This is a genomic window from Thermodesulfobacteriota bacterium, assembly GCA_040753795.1.
Classification (GTDB): Bacteria; Desulfobacterota; Desulfobacteria; order Desulfobacterales; family Desulfosudaceae; genus JBFMDX01.
This window is the reverse complement of record JBFMDX010000011.1, coordinates 20,616-36,269: the sequence shown is the minus strand read 5'-3', so window position 1 is coordinate 36,269 and position 15,654 is coordinate 20,616. Positions and strand designations below refer to the sequence as shown.

Genomic DNA, 15,654 nt, shown 5'->3' with positions numbered 1-15,654 from the left:
AGACGGAAAAGATCAGCGCGCGTTTTCTGATATGTCGGGAGAGACAGCATGAAGGCATTGACGCCAGTCGCCGGAAGGCGCCCGGATGCCGGCTTCCCGGGCGGGTTGTTCTTTGACAGCAGGGACCACTATATCGTCCGGATGGTCAACGACATGATGACCGCCGAGAAGGTTCACTCCCACACCCAGCGCCGTTTCTTTCATGATTTCCACCCCCGGGGCATAAAGGAGATGGCCGAAACCCAGGGGCTCCGCATCGCTTACGCCGTCATCCACCTGCTGGAATCGCTGGAAAGCGGTCAGATTGAGCACCGGCTCAACGCCCTGCGGGCCCTGCGGGACGAGGTGATGTGCAGCACCAATCAGGACCTTCAGATCAACACCGGCCGCGTGCTGATAGAGATCATGAAGGACCTGGTCAGGGCGCACGGGAATTATCCCCGGCAGCTGGAACTCGCCCATGACTTCCGGCTGACCGCCACCGGCAAGCCCCGCATCGTGAGGGAATGCCTGAGAAAATATCACCTGCTCGAAATGCCGGAAGAGTGGAACCAGCTGGCGTTTGACGATCACGTCCACGACGCCAACACCAAGGGCCGGAAATCGGCCACCCACCTGATCATGGACGCCTGGATCAAGGGGATCCGCCGGCTGCGGGTCATCTATTACAATTTCATCCGGCCGGAAACCGCCGCCGAACTGCTGGAGGCCGCCGCCGTCATGGGCATTGTCGTGCGGATCGGCATTGAATACTCGGCCCGGTTCCACGACCGGTTCGCCCAGATCATCTGGGTGCCGCGCGGTTTCGCGGGCGCCCATGACTTCCTGAAGTTCCTGGACACACCACCGGTCCGGTCACTGATGGGTGAAGGCCGCCAGGTGTCTGAATTCCAGCGCCGGCATGTGATGGCCATGCTGGATCACTTCAACCGCCGTCACCGCCCCGACATCAACCGGGACCTGGGCATTGATCTGCCCCCCCTGGAAGAGTCGGATTTCTCGGCCTTTGTCGGGATGGGACAGGCCTCTCTGCTGCACCTGGCCAAGTTCATCCATATCCGCCTTCTTCCCCTGATGCAGGAAAAGGCCGCCCGGCTGCGGGAGCAATACGCGGATGCCGACGAGGCCGGACGGCGGAAGATCGCGATACGGATCAACCGCATGGACGAGATGGATACGGATCTCCTCCACGATCTTTATCTGGAGCCCGGGGACAACCCGGAAGTGCCGGACGCGGGGCGGCCCGATGCCCCGGACCTGCCGCCGCTGATGCGGCTGGCGCCCTGCGAACTGGTGGACCGGCTGGCCCAGATCCATTCGGGTTACCGTTTCACGCTGAACCTGAGCAACATGAAGGCCCATGACGTCCTGGAGCTCGTTTATGAATGCCGGGGGCGCATTTCCCGGCTGGAAATATTCAACCTGAAGGACTACGCCAACGGCAAGGTCGATCACATTCCCCTCATTGCCCGGCTGCAGGAGATTTTAAACAGCGGCAACGTGATCCAGCTCAAACAGATGATCCTGCGCATGATCGAAGAGCTGAAGCAGAGCCGGGACCCGCTGGATCACTCCCGGATCGGAAAATTCATCGGGATCCTCTCCGATCTTGAAACGCTGCAGAACATGTACCGGGTCAGGGAACTCAAGCCCAGGGTCGGCAGCGACTCCACCGGGCAGTCCCCCCGCCTTCACGGCATGGGCCTTGTCGTCATGGACTCCCTGCCGAAAAGGGCCCGGAAAGCGGCCGTCGAGGGCGGGGAATCCCCCCGGCTGGTCATCCCTTTCCGGGTGGAAACCCACCTGCGGATCAGTTACCTGCCGGTTCCCGCCACCGGTCCGTTGAGCGCCCTTCTCCTGAAGGTGATCCGTGCCGTTCCGGGCTGCGGCCACCTCGGCATGCAGCGCCGCCGGGAATGGTATGCCAGGGAAGGGTCGGTGAAAATGGTGCCGGACGGGAATATCGTCACCCTGGGCGGGCTGCAGCCTTACAACGCCAACCGGATTTCGCTGCGCCAGCCCGAAGCGGAGGTCTACCGGCCGCGCCTCCGGTGGCGGTATCTGCAGACCCACCTGAAAAACGCCCTTAAAATCACCTTCGGGTTCATCCCGGCGTTCCTGACGTTTTTCCTCGCCCATGACTGGTGGGTGCTCAGTTTCTTCGGCGCGTTCATCTGGTTCGGCATCACCGGCCTGCGAAACGTTATCCAGATGGTCCTGGGCGGGGGCGGGTTGAAAAGGTCCCGCCTGCTGAGATGGAACGACTATATCAGCTGGGAACGGCTGACCGACTCCCTGTTCTTTACGGGGTTTTCCGTCCCCCTGCTCGATTATTTCGTCAAGACGCTTCTGTTGAACCAGGGGTTCGGGATCACCACCGCCACCCACCCGGTCCTTCTTTATGCGGTCATGGCCATGGTCAACGGGGTGTACCTGACCAGTCACAACCTGTTCCGCGGCCTGCCCCCGGAAGCGGCCTTCGCGAATTTTTTCCGGAGCCTCTTGTCCATACCGGTCGCTTTCGGCCTCAACCAGCTGGTCGGCGGCGTGATGGGGTTTTGCGGGGCGGCGGCTGTTGACGCGACGCTTCAGCAGTGGGCGGCGGTGATTTCCAAGGCGGCCTCGGATGTCGTCGCCGGATTCATCGAAGGCACGGTGGACCGGACCCGCAACATCCGTCACCGGGTCAGCGACTACCAGAAGAAGTTCCGCCAGTTCCTGGATGTGTATGCCCATCTTGAAATTCTTTTCCCGGAAAAGGACGTCTTCGAGCTCCTGGACAGCCCATTGGAATGGTTCAAGTCCGCCGATGAAGAGGCCCGGCACAGTATCACCATCCTGATCATCAACGCCCTGGACCTGCTTTATTTCTGGATGTACCAGCCCCGGGCGCGGACCGCTTTTAACAAGCTTTTCTGCGCCATGGACCCTGACCAGCGCCGGATCCTTGTCAAGGCCCAGAAAGTGCTGACCATGGAGCGCGAAATCAGCCAGCTGCTCCTGGACGGGGTCCTGGGCCGGAATTTTTCAAGACCCCTGGCGTTTTACCTGGATAATTCCCCTGAATATCTGGCGGCGGTTGAACGGCTGGATGAGATGCTCTCGGACCGGGCGCCGGACGATGTCGGCTCCTGCCGCCTGAACGGTTCCATCTCCGGTTCAGGCCCCGCAGCCGGCCGGCTTTGGGAAAAAAGTTGATCCTTCGTATCTGTTTTTGCTATAGGTGGGGGCCGCAATGGAGGCCTCTTTTTTTATGACATATCCGGGCCCGGACCCGGCCGGTTTCAACAGGCCGCACCGGTGACTGGCCTTATCTCCAACCACAACGGGGGAACGCGCATGACAGACGGAATACGCAGGGGGGCGGTGCTGATCGTTGACGACGAGCCCGATCTGGTGGAGTTCGTCCGCTGGCAACTCGAGGAACGCTCCTTCCGGGTTGAATCCGCATTGTCCGGCGTCGAGGCCATCAGAAAGCTGGCCGCCAAACCCGCCGATGTCATGGTGGCCGACATTCGCATGCCGGGCATGGACGGCATCGAGCTGATCCGCCGGGCTTTGGAAATCCGGCCGGACATTCAGTGCATCGTCATGACCGGCCACGGTGAAATGGACACGGCCGTGGCGGCCATGCGGCTGGGTGCCATCAACTACCTGCGCAAGCCGGTGGGCATCGAGGAACTGGAAGTGGCCGTGGAAAAGGGAATGGAAAAGGCCGACCTCATCCGGGCGCTCCAGGAAAAGACCGCCCGCCTGGAAAAGGCTAACCTGGAACTGACCCGGCTCCGGCGCCAACTGGAAAATGAGCTTCAGAAGGAGAAGTCCGAGCGCCGGGCCGTGGAGGAGGAACTGCTCAAAACCCGCCGGCGCGAGACCGCCGTGGAACTGATGAACCACGCCCTGCGCTGCTGGAAGCAGTCCTCCGGCAAGACCAAGATCGACCTGGCCGAAGAAAGCCGCCTGTGGTCCGCCTCGGTCGACAACGGCGGCACCTACCGTACCCGTACCCTGGACCGGTACCTGAGCATCGCCACCCTGCCGCCCAATCCCCGGTTCAACGACGTGCTGGACACCGGCTATTTCGTTCTCAACAACTGCCGGACGGGGCCGGAAGAAAAGACCGAACTGGAACGGCTGGTCCGGCATCTGGCGGAACTCCTTTCCCGATGACAGCAATACCCATGCCGTTATTTACAAACAATCCATTTTTGTCCGGAATTGACGGATATTGCCGGTTTGTGCTTTTGACATTACCGGCCGCTTTCTTCAGGATGACAGCCATAGGGGAAAGAAAATTTAAAACCAGTAACTCACAAACCAAGAGGAGGTCATCCATGTCAAACCGGCGTCAATCAATTAACGTCTGGCTGCTTGCGGCGCTTCTGATCCTGTCGCTGTGCATCAGCGCCTGCGACAACGGCAGTTCGTCTCATTCGTCCCAGGCCAAACCCGAATATTACACGGCCGTGGCCGGGGACGAGATGTACTCGCTTAACGGCGAGGGCGACATGGCCCCGACAGCCGATGAAATGGATGACGGTTCCCGGGACGTGGCCCGCGAGATCGAGGAGGCGGACATCATCAAGGTCGACGGCACCCGGTTGTACATCCTCAACCAGTACCGGGGGCTTTACGTCTGCGATATCGCCAACCCGGACAGCCCGTCCATTATGGGCCGCCTGGCCATCAGCGGCGAGCCGGTGGACATGTATATCCGGGACGGCCGGGCCTATGTCATCGTGTCCCTGCCCCAGTACCTTTACTACGGCATCATGGAAACCGGCGGCGGCATGAACAACGGCATCCCGACGGAAGGGAGCCGGGTGACCATCGCCGACGTGAGCAATCCGGCCAATCCTTCAGCGCTGGGCACGGTATCCCTGGAAGGCCGGGTCACCGATTCGCGGATCGTGGGCGATATCCTCTATGTAGTTTCTTCCGAGGATTTTTACTACGGCTGGCTGGGTGATGCCGGCGGCATCATCCGTTCCGTGACCGGTGAAACCGACGGGCGGCAATCCTATGTGGCCTCCATCAATATTGCCAACCCCGCCAGCGCGGTGGAAGTGGACCGGGAAACTTTGGAAGGCGCTTCCGATTATATCCATGTAACCGATGCGGCCATATTCGTTCCTTCCATGGCGGGCTATTATTCAGCCGACCGGACCACCGTCACCTACGTGGATATTTCCGACCCGGCCGGCGACATCCGCAAACGGGGCAATATTACCTTCCCGGGCAGCGTTCAGGACAAATTCAAGATGGATTACGCCGGCGGTTATTTCCGGGTCTGCTCCTATGAATGGAACGAGGAAGGCGGCAAAAGCAGCCTGCGGGTGATCGATGTCAATGATCCGGACAACATGGCCGTGACCGGCACCGTTGAACTCGGCCATGGCGAGCAGTTGTTCGCCACCCGTTTTGACGGGAACCGGGCCTACATGGTTACCTTCGAGCAGGTGGACCCCCTCTGGGTGATCGACCTGAGCGATCCGGCCAATCCGCAGATCGCGGGCGAACTGACCGTGCCGGGCTGGTCCACTTATATTGAGCCCAAGGGTGACCGTCTGATCGCCCTGGGCGTGGACAACGAAAACGGCTGGCAGGTATCGGTCTCCCTGTTTGACGTGACCGATCCGGCCGGCCCCTCACTGGTGGACCGGGTCTCCTTCGGCGACCAGACCGGCTGGAGCTCGTCCACAGCCTACGACGACGTCAAGGCCCTGACCATCATCGACGAAATGGGCCTGATCCTGCTGCCCTATTCGACGTCGAGCTGGACAAACGACCAGTATGCTTATGAGGAACGCCTGCAGCTGGTGGATTTTACCGCCGATGATCTCCAGGCCAGGGGCTGGGTCACACAGGAAGGCAGCGTGCTGCGAAGCCGCACGGTGAATGATCGCCTCTTCTCCGTGTCCGGCCGGCAGCTCCAGGTCATCAACGCCGCCGACCGGGATAAACCGGTCGTTACGGCCTCCCTGGGCCTGATGGAAAACATCGTTGATTTCGAGCCGCTTAACAGCCAGTACGGCGTCCGGGTGGTCCAGGACGACATGGGCGTGACCACGCTTCAGGCAGTGCCCATGCGGGATCCGGAATACGGGACCGTGGCCGGCCAGATCGACCTGGAATCGGGCGACTCCTTCGTGGCGCTTTACGGCGCGGGCGACAAGATCTACGTGGTTTCCAACTACTGGAATTATCCCGGTGACGGGCAGATCTACCGCTACGATATTTACTATGAAGGCGCCACCCGGGTGACGGTGTACGATTTCGCCAACGCGGCCGCGCCGGTGAAACGGGGCCGGGTTGAACTGGAGGGCAGCTACTACACGGCCGCGCAGCCGGACATTTACGGCCTGCTCTATCCCTACAACTACTCCCAGGGCGAATTCCTCCGCCTGGGGCAGAACGCTTTCGTGTTCGTCAAACCGCCCCGGAACAACGACTATCCCATCCTCTATGCCGACGCCGAAGGCGGCGATGACGGCACGGATGTGGCGGCTGCCGTGGCCCGTTCCGTGACAGAAGATGAGGGCGCGGGGGATGAAGGTGATGCCGGCGGAGATGTGCCCATGCTGATCAGCACCCTGGATACCGGTGAAGAAGAACCCATTCTCATCAGCCCCTACGTCGAACCCGGCGAAGGGGAAGAGCCGGTCCTGATCAGTGAACCGGAAACGGAAGAACCGCAGGAGACCGAGGTGACGGTGGTGGATCTGTCCAACGCCGACGCCCCGGTGGTGGCCGCCAAGACCGTTCTGGCCCGGCCCGAAGCTTCCGGTTATTTTGTCAACGGCAGCACCCTCTGCTACAGCTACTTCGAGGAGCAGGAGGAAAAAGACGAACTGGGCCGTCCCCGGACCCAGTACTTCCTGGGCCGCCTTGACTTGAGCGACATGAGCGTCCCGACGGAGCTGGCCGGCATCAATATCCCCGGTCTTTGCCTGGGTCTGAACGCGGCCGGCGACACGGGATACACCCTGAACATGGAGTGGGTCGGCACGACCGACAGCCGCGCCTTCTCCTTCAACACCATCCAGCTGGACGGCGATGCCGCCTATGCCCTGGGCCAGGTGGACCTGGGTACCACGGATTACGGCTGGTACTACGGCTATGATTACCTGCTGACCGGCAGCCGGACTTATTTCACCGGCTTCGGGCAGTCCTCAGCCGACCAGACCGTCCTGAAGGTCATCGATACGGCCGACCCCGCCAACCTGAAGACGTATGACCATCCCTTCAGCGCCGGCAGCTGGATGTATCTGATGGAAGCCTCCGGAACCGACGTGTTCCTGCGGGTGTCCGACAGCATCGCCTGCTACAACCTGGCCAATCCCGCCGTCCTGACCCTGGATGGATACCGGAGCCCGGGCGGGTGGGGCAACCGGATCGTGTTCGCCGGCGGCAATGCTTACGTGCCCATGGGGTATTACGGCCTGTGGGTCAAGAGCATGAACTAAAGAAGTCGTAAAATAAAACGCGGTTTCCCCGGCTCCGTCAAATCAGGGAGCCGGGGAATCGCATTTTTCGGATTTTTCTATGAGGCCAGGCCTTTTTCACCGGGTGCTAACGGCGGCGATGCTCTGCCTGGGTCTGTGGCTGACCGGGGCTTTCCCGTCCCTGGCCGGGCCGGACCTTCCGGCCGGCACCCCGCCCGCCGCGGCGGACCCCGGTGAGGAAGACCTCTGCCGCACCCTGGACTATCTCACGGAGATCGCCACCCGCACCCGCTTAAACGCCGATGATACGCCCGGCATGGTCACGGTCCTCTACGGCGACGATCTGGAAAACCGCGGCATCCGCACCGTGGCCGAGGCCGTGTCCCTGGTGCCCGGCATGCGGCTGGCCCTGGCCGGCGAGAATGTCTGGCGCATGGTCATCCGCGGCGTTCCCCGGGCGTTCTCGTCAGGCCAGGTGAAAATCCTCCTGGACGGCACGCCCCTGACCACCGCTTTCGGCGTGGACCCGGTACCCAACATGCCCATCGAGCAGGTGGACCGCATCGAGGTCATGCGGGGACCGGTCTCGGTCATCCACGGCGAATTCGCCGACGCCGGCGTCCTTAACATCATCACCCGCAAGGAAGGCCGGCGGGTGTTCGGCGGTGTCGGGCATCACGGCGTTTACACCGCCGGCGGCGCGGTCGGCGCGGACAACGAAACCGGCGATGTCCGTTTCAGCCTCAACGCGGCCGGGCAGAAAGCCGACGGCGCCGCCCTCATCGCCGCCCCCGGCCTGTCGTCGGCCATGGTGGACGAATCGGAAGACTCGCCGGACGCCCTCGCTTCGGAAAGCCTGGCGCCCCTGGCCCGGTCTCCGGGCGGGTCCTCCGACGAAGACAAGACCTACGGGTCCGGAATCGCCTCCCTGCGGGCGGGCGCCCTGGATGTCCAGGCCCACGGGTTTTCCAACCGGCAGAACGATTTCTACGATTCCCGCCTGGAAGGCATCAGCGCCCGTCATTTTTTTGATCCCTCCGACACGGTCCGGGTCAACTGGGGCCTGGGGTGGCAGGTCAACCGCTTCCGGTCCGACAGTGATTTTTATGCCGCCTTTGATCCGGCCGCGGCGTCGGAATCCTGCCTTTACGGCTACGACTATGACCAAAACGAGTTCCGGGGCCAGGCCTCCGTTACCGCCGACATGCTGGAGTCCCAGACGCTGCTGCTCCAGGGCGATTTCATCCGGACGAACCTGGATGACGTCACCGCGGGCGAAGGCGCCGATGAAATCCGTTACGGGGACGCCCAACGCCGCCTGACCAGCCTGACGCTCCAGGATGAAATCCGGGTGGCAAAGCCTGTCACCCTGACGGCGGGCCTGCGCTACGATCATTACAACGATATCGGGGATTACACCACGCCGCGGCTGGCGGCGGTCTGGCGTCTTGATCCGGGCGGTCCGCCGGGCCCAAGCCACGTGCTCAAGGCCCAGGTGGCGCGGTCCTACCGGCCGGCCGGCTTCATGGATATGACCCTGGCCGGGGCTTACGGATACGACTGGGACGACGAACTGACCGGCCGGGCCGACACCCTGGAGCTCGGCTATATCTGCCGGTCCGGGCCCCGTCTCGGCCGGGTGACCCTGTATCACTCGCTCATCGACCCGGGGCGCGGCGTGGATGCCCTTGCCGAAGACGATGATATCCGTTCCAGCGGGGTCGAGGCCGAAGTGGAATTCCCCCTGATCCCGGAAAAACTGACCTTTGACGGCAATATTTCCTTAAACACCCTGGAGAACGACTCGGACCGGGTCAACGACTGGATGACCAACCTGATCCTGACGGCGCGGCCCTGGCGGCCGCTGGCCCTTTCCCTGCTTTACCGGTTCGAGGATCCCCACCGGTTCCTGCCGGGAACCTGTGTGACGGGAGACGCCGCCATGGACGAGATCCACCGGCTGGACCTGACGGCGACGCTGACCCTGGCCTGGCTGCGGGGCGTTACCCTGCGCGCGGGAGTGAAAAACCTCACCGGCGAGGACATCCGTTACCCCGGCTACGGCGACGTTTTCGCTTACCGTTCGGATGAGCCCGGCGGGATCGGATTGCCGCCGGGTGAGCAGCGCCTGTCCCGCTGGTGGTGGACCGGCCTGAGTTTTGAATTTTAACGACAGAAGAGACACCCATGTCCGACCGCTATGCCACATATCATGAAGGAAGGGGCCCGCTGAAGGCGCTGTGCCTGGCCCTTGTCCTCTGCCTGTGGGCCGCGGCCGGGTTCGGCGGCGAGCGGGACGTGCGCCGGGCATGGGTCGGCCTGGAGCTTTTTCCGACCCTGCTGGCGGCGGACATGGATATCACCGCCCGGCAGGACGCCTCCGGCGCGCTGCCGGTTCTCCTGCTTTACCGGGACGACCCGGCCACGGCCCTTGACATGGCCGACCGCCTGCGCCGGATCGACCGCGTCCGCGGCCTCTCCCTGCGAATTGAAACAGCGGGGCTGGACTCCCTGGACAACCTGGGCGCCCTGTCGCCGGCCGGGGTTTTCCTGACCCAGTCCGCGGGGGACGACCTGGAACGGGTGGCCGCCTTCTGCCGGGAACGGGGCATCCTCCTTTTTTCTCCCTTCGAGGGAGATGTGGAAAACGGCGCCGCCGCCGGCATCCGCGTGAGCGACCGCATCCAGCCCTATGTCAATCTCGAGGCCGTCCGCGCTTCGGGCCTGCGTCTCAAACCCTTCTTCCTGCAAGTGGCCGTCGTGTATGAGTAAACAAGGGAAAAGCCGGGACGGAACACTGCGTTCATCGGGATGGGCGCGTCTCCAGACCTGGCTGACACTCATGTTTCTCGTGCTGACCCTGACCCTGGAAGGCATGATGGTCCTCTACTGGGTCCGGATCCTGGAGCCGCTCCTTACCCGCAAGGCCGAAGTCACGGCCCGTTCCCTGGCCCGGTCCCATACCCAGGAACTGGCCGTCCTCCTGGAAAACCTCATGACCCGGCCCGCGCCGCCGGCCATTGAGGCGGACCTGCGGACGGCCCTGGACCGGCTGCTGCTGCTCCAGGACCCGGACGACGGCACCCCCTTTGTCGAGGGCGCGGCCCTGGCGGTGGACTACAGCGTCATCCCGGCGTCCGAAAAGAGCCTGGACATGGAGTCGGGGAAGATGGACGCCACAGCGGTGTTCGTGTCCGAGATCCCCCTGTACTCGTCCGGCGGGCGGGAACTCATGGGCGTTGTCCGCATTCACAACTCCCGGGTCTTTCTCACGCGGTTCAAGGCGGAGGTGCGGTCTGCCTATTTCATCGGCCTGACCGGGGGCTTTCTGGTGCTCATCGTTATCTGGCGGCTGATGATCGGCCAGCTCCGCCGCATCCAGAGGACCGAAACCGAACTGCTGGAGCAGCAGGCCCAGATGATTCACGCCGGGCGCCTGACGGCCATGGGCGAGATGGCTTCGGGCATCGCCCACGAGATCAACCAGCCCCTGGCCATCATCCGCATGGCGTCGGACGGGCTGAACCGTTATTTTGAAAAGCAAGGCGAGGAATCCATGGAAGCCCGGGCTGCCGGCAAGATCGTGCAGCAGGTCCAGCGGGCCTCCCGCATCATCGACAACATGCGCTCCTTTGTCCGGGCCGGCAGCAGCGCCGAGGCAATCATTTCACCGGCCGGGCCGGTGGAGGATGCCCTGTCCTTTTTCCGGGAACAGTTCCGCATCCATGAAATCGACCTGACGGTGGAGATCGCCGACGGGCTGCCGGACATCCGCGCCAACGCCCAGAAGCTGGAGCAGATCGTGGTCAACCTGCTGTCCAACGCCCGGTACGCCGTGGAGGCAAGGAAGAAGAACGCGGGCGGGGAGTTCCGCAAGGCCGTTGCCGTCCGCCTGGTTTCCGATAACGGCAGCGGCCGGGTCGTGCTGGAGGTCAGGGACAACGGCATCGGCATGAGCGCCGACGAGGCCGAGCGCTGCCTGGAACCGTTTTACACCACCAAGCCCGTGGGCGAGGGGACCGGCCTGGGGCTTTCCATCGTTCACACCATCGTCCGTGAATCGGACATGAAAATCGAAATCGACAGCCGCCCCGGCCAGGGCAGCGCTTTCCGCGTTTTCATGCCGGTTTGCTCGGAAAAAATCTGATTTTCCGTGGTTTATATCAATTTCGGATCAAAGATGATCTCAAGGCGGCCAGGAGGAGGCGACGCAGGCGTATGGTAATACGTCGAGGAGCCGACGACGCAGTCAACGAAGAGAGCGCTTTGATCCGGAATTGATATCAGCGGGTCAGCGGCCGGTACTTGATCCGGTGGGGCTGATCCGCCTCCTTGCCCAGCCGCCGCTTGCGGTCGGCCTCGTATTCCGAGTAGTTGCCGTCAAACCAGACCACCCGGCTGTCGCTTTCAAAGGCCAGGATGTGGGTGGCGATCCGGTCTAAAAACCAGCGGTCGTGGCTGATGACCACGGCGCAGCCGGCGAAATGCTCCAGGGCCTCTTCCAGGGCGCGCATGGTGTTCACGTCCAGATCGTTGGTCGGTTCGTCCAGCAGGATGACGTTGCCGCCCTGCTTGAGCATGCAGGCCAGATGAACCCGGTTGCGCTCGCCTCCGGAAATCATGGAGGTCTTCTTCTGCTGATCGGTTCCGGAAAAATTGAACCGGGAGACGTAGGCCCGGGAGTTCATCTCCCGGTTGCCCAGCTGGATGTTGTCGGCGCCGCCGGATATCACCTCCCAGATGGACTTGTCCGGATCCAGGCTCTGGCGGTCCTGGTCCACGTAGGCCAGCTGGACGGTGTCCCCGACGCGGAGCGTGCCGGAATCGGGCTTCTCGGCGCCGGTGATCATTTTAAAAAGCGTGGTCTTGCCGGCGCCGTTGGGGCCGATGACGCCGATGATGCCGCCCGCCGGCAGGGCGAAATTCATGTCTTCAAATAAAAAACGGTCGCCGTACGCTTTGCTGACTTTTTCCGCTTCGATCACGACCTGTCCCAGGCGCGGACCGGGCGGGATATAGATTTCCAGGCTCCCGCCCAGCTTTTCGTTCTCCTGGCTGAGCAGGTTCTCGTAGGCGGTGATGCGCGCCTTGGATTTGGCGTGGCGGCCCTTGGGCGACATATGAATCCACTCCAGTTCGCGCTGCAATGTCTTCTGGCGTTCGCTTTCCGATTTTTCTTCCTGTTTCAACCGCGTCTGTTTCTGTTCCAGCCACGAGGAATAGTTCCCTTTCCAGGGCACGCCGCGACCCCGGTCCAGCTCCAGAATCCAGCCGGCCACGTTGTCCAGAAAATAGCGGTCGTGGGTGACGGCGATGACCGTGCCGGCATATTGCTGCAGGTGCCGCTCCAGCCAGGCCACGGTTTCCGCGTCCAGGTGGTTGGTCGGTTCGTCCAGCAGCAGGACGTCCGGTTTCCGGAGCAGAAGCCGGCACAGGGCCACCCGCCGCTTCTCGCCGCCGGAGAGTACCTTGACGGGGGTATCGCCCGGCGGGCAGCGCAGGGCGTCCATGGCCATTTCCAGGCGGGAGTCAATGTCCCAGGCGTCCATGTGGTCGATTTTCTCCTGAAGTACGCCCTGGCGTTCGATAAGCTTTTCCATGGCCTCGTCGTCCATGGGTTCGGCGAATTTTTCGCTGATGGCGTTATATTCGTTGATCAGACCCACCGCCTCGCTCATGCCTTCCTCGACCACGGCTTTGACGGTTTTTTCCGGATCGAGCTGCGGTTCCTGTTCCAGAAACCCGAGGGTATGTCCCGGCGACAGCACCGCTTCGCCGTCAAAATCCGGGTCCACACCGGCCATGATTCTCAGCAGGGAGCTTTTGCCCGATCCATTGAGTCCCAGCACGCCGATCTTGGCGCCGTAGAAATAGGACAGTGAAATTTCCTTCAATACCTGCCGGGTCTGATAGAACTTGCTTACCCGCATCATGGTGTAGATGATTTTTTCCGGTTCCGTACTCATATCCGCTCCTGGACTTTTTGATTTTTGGTTGTATGGCCAAGAGAAATTATCACAAAACCGGACAGGTGCCAAACGTTTCATTTTGCGACCCGGTTTTCGATCGTGATTCGGACAGGCGGGAAATTGACCGCACGGGTTGACTTTTAACAGAATAATAATATAAAATAACAATAAATCATCATCATTATCAGCATTCAGGATCAAGTCCGCCTTGACAGACGAAAAGCAAGACAGAGTCGAAGACAAATACCGTGCCCTGTTCGATCAGTCCGTGGAGGGGATCTATCTTCACGATCTGGACGGCCGCATCCTGGACGTCAACCGCATGGCCTGCCTCCAGTCCGGATACAGCCGGGAGGAACTGCTGGGGCTGACCGTTTTTGACCTTCACGGGGACAGAACCAACCAGGATGATATTCTGGCCCAGTGGCGGCAATGGGACGACGGCCACCGGTTCACGGTCGAGGGCGAGCACCTCCATAAGAACGGATCGGTTTATCCGGTGGAAATCTCTACCGGCCGCATCCGGCATGGAGACCGGGACCTCCTGCTGGCCATTGTCAGGGATATTACCGAACGCAAGCGGATCGAGCATCAACTGCGGGAAAGCGAAGCCCGTTTCCGGGCGCTGTTTAACAATGCCGCCGAAGGCATCCTGGTGGCGGACCTTGAGACCCGGCAGTTTGTCTATGCCAATCCGGCCATCTGCCGGATGCTGGGATACACGGAGCAGGAACTCACGCTTCTGGGTTTAAAGGACATTCATCCGCCGGAGAGCCTGGCCCATACCATTTCCGAATTCGAAGCCCAGGCCCGCGGAGAGAAAACACTTGCTCCGGACATCGCCTGCCGGCGAAAGGACGGCAGCGTCATTTACGCCGATATCAACACGGCCCGGGTGGATTTAAACGGCCGGGAGCACAATATCGGCCTGTTTTCCGACGTCACCGAACGCCGCAACGCCGAAAGGGAACGGCTGCGCCGGCAGAAACTGGAAAGCCTGGGCACCATCGCCGGCGGTATCGCCCACGACTTCAATAACCTGCTCATGGGCGTGTTCGGCAATATCGAAATGGCCCGGATGGGCCTGCCGGACAGCCACCCCTCCGGGCGCTATCTGGACAACGCCGGCGGCGCCCTGGAGCGGGCCCGGCGCCTGACCGGACAACTGCTGACCTTTGCCCGGGGCGGCGATCCCGTACGGGAGGTCGTGGATGTCCGGGAAATGGTCAGAGAGGCGGTTTCTTTTCATTTGAGCGGCAGCAATGTACTGCCGCATTTTGATCTGCCGCCGGACCTCTGGCCGGTTCGGGCGGACAAGGGGCAGATCGGCCAGGTGCTGGCCAACCTCATCATCAACGCCGTCCAGGCTATGCCGGCCGGCGGCTGTCTCCATGTGTCCGCGGTCAATATGGACAATCCCGGGGAAAGCCGGGCGCTATCCCCGTCCGGTCCATGGGTCCGCCTGTCCATCCGCGACGAAGGCACCGGCATCCCGGCCAAAATCATCGACCGGATATTTGATCCGTATTTTACCACCAAACAGAACGGAAGCGGCCTGGGGCTGGCCGTTGCCCATGGCGTCATCACCCGCCACGGCGGGCTCATCCGTGTAGACTCAACGCCTGATGTCGGCACCATTTTCACGATTTTTTTCCCGGCCGATCCGGCGGCCGCGATCGAATCCCCGCGGCAGGTTTCCCGGGCCGAAGAACCCGCCGGTCGAAAGCCCCGGCGTATCCTGTTCATGGACGACAATGAGGCCATCCGGAAACTGGGCGTAAGCATGCTGAATACTTTCGGACATTCCGTGGAAGTCTCCAGGGATGGTCAGGACGCCGTAGCGCAATATACCGCGACCATGGAACAGGGCAGCCCCTTTGATCTGGTGATTCTGGACCTGACCGTTCCCGGCGGCATGGGCGGAAGGGAAGCCGTGCAAAAGATCCTGGCTGTTGACCCTGGCGCCCGGGCCATTGTCTCCAGCGGCTACTCCTCTGACCCGGTTCTGTCCAATTACCGTGACTATGGTTTTGCCGGGGGACTGGTCAAACCGTTCACCATGGCCGCCCTGGAGGCCGAGCTCACGCGCGTTCTGGCCGATGATTGACCGTCTTCCTATCTTTGGTTCTTCTCCAAATTTCGTTGGTACGGAGGGTTCAAGGATTCAAGGGGCCCCTTGATCCATACCGAAGCGCTGAATGATACCAACCCCAGATCAAAGATGATCTCAAGGTGCCCTT

General features: G+C 61.7%; 8 protein-coding genes. 7 read left to right on the top strand and 1 reads right to left on the bottom strand.

All coding sequences use genetic code 11. The features are described from left to right. Window positions 1-48: 48 nt before the first annotated feature. From AB1724_13210 to AB1724_13185, 6 genes are all read left to right on the top strand, one after another. The gene (locus AB1724_13210) at window positions 49-3,198 is read left to right on the top strand and encodes a hypothetical protein (protein MEW6078768.1); all 3,150 of its coding nucleotides are present in this window, start codon (window positions 49-51) and stop codon (window positions 3,196-3,198) included. 141 nt (window positions 3,199-3,339) lie between these two features. Further along, entirely contained in the window at window positions 3,340-4,170 is an 831-nt protein-coding gene (locus AB1724_13205; GenBank protein ID MEW6078767.1) for a response regulator, read from the top strand. A gap of 164 nt (window positions 4,171-4,334) precedes the next feature. Beyond that, window positions 4,335-7,466: a beta-propeller domain-containing protein gene (locus AB1724_13200; protein ID MEW6078766.1), complete on the top strand. Its 3,132-nt coding sequence runs from the start codon at window positions 4,335-4,337 to the stop codon at window positions 7,464-7,466. A gap of 79 nt (window positions 7,467-7,545) precedes the next feature. Then, window positions 7,546-9,615: a TonB-dependent receptor gene (locus tag AB1724_13195; GenBank protein ID MEW6078765.1), complete on the top strand. Its 2,070-nt coding sequence runs from the start codon at window positions 7,546-7,548 to the stop codon at window positions 9,613-9,615. Between the two features lie 17 nt (window positions 9,616-9,632). Then, a complete protein-coding gene (locus AB1724_13190) occupies window positions 9,633-10,217 on the top strand; it encodes a YfiR/HmsC family protein (GenBank protein ID MEW6078764.1) in 585 nt (194 codons plus the stop codon). After that, entirely contained in the window at window positions 10,210-11,592 is a 1,383-nt protein-coding gene (locus AB1724_13185) for an ATP-binding protein (protein MEW6078763.1), read from the top strand. The genes AB1724_13190 and AB1724_13185 overlap by 8 nt, the downstream gene beginning before the upstream one ends. Window positions 11,593-11,728: 136 nt before the next feature. Here AB1724_13185 and ettA read toward each other — a convergent pair whose 3' ends face one another. Continuing rightward, on the bottom strand, window positions 11,729-13,411 hold the full coding sequence (ettA, locus tag AB1724_13180; protein MEW6078762.1) for an energy-dependent translational throttle protein EttA: 1,683 nt from the start codon (window positions 13,409-13,411) through the stop codon (window positions 11,729-11,731). A 211-nt stretch (window positions 13,412-13,622) separates the two neighbouring features. Between ettA and AB1724_13175 the strand changes: the two genes are divergently transcribed. After that, window positions 13,623-15,521 carry a PAS domain S-box protein gene (locus AB1724_13175; GenBank protein MEW6078761.1) on the top strand — a complete coding sequence of 633 codons (1,899 nt, stop codon included), beginning with the start codon at window positions 13,623-13,625 and terminating at the stop codon, window positions 15,519-15,521. Window positions 15,522-15,654 lie beyond the last annotated feature (133 nt).

Coding starts and splice junctions, on each gene's coding strand:
- AB1724_13210 (MEW6078768.1), top strand. CDS start 49: ATGAAGGCATTGACGCCAGTCGCCGGAAGGCGCCCGGATGCCGGCTTC.
- AB1724_13205 (MEW6078767.1), top strand. CDS start 3,340: ATGACAGACGGAATACGCAGGGGGGCGGTGCTGATCGTTGACGACGAG.
- AB1724_13200 (MEW6078766.1), top strand. CDS start 4,335: ATGTCAAACCGGCGTCAATCAATTAACGTCTGGCTGCTTGCGGCGCTT.
- AB1724_13195 (MEW6078765.1), top strand. CDS start 7,546: ATGAGGCCAGGCCTTTTTCACCGGGTGCTAACGGCGGCGATGCTCTGC.
- AB1724_13190 (MEW6078764.1), top strand. CDS start 9,633: ATGTCCGACCGCTATGCCACATATCATGAAGGAAGGGGCCCGCTGAAG.
- AB1724_13185 (MEW6078763.1), top strand. CDS start 10,210: ATGAGTAAACAAGGGAAAAGCCGGGACGGAACACTGCGTTCATCGGGA.
- ettA (MEW6078762.1), bottom strand. CDS start 13,411: ATGAGTACGGAACCGGAAAAAATCATCTACACCATGATGCGGGTAAGC.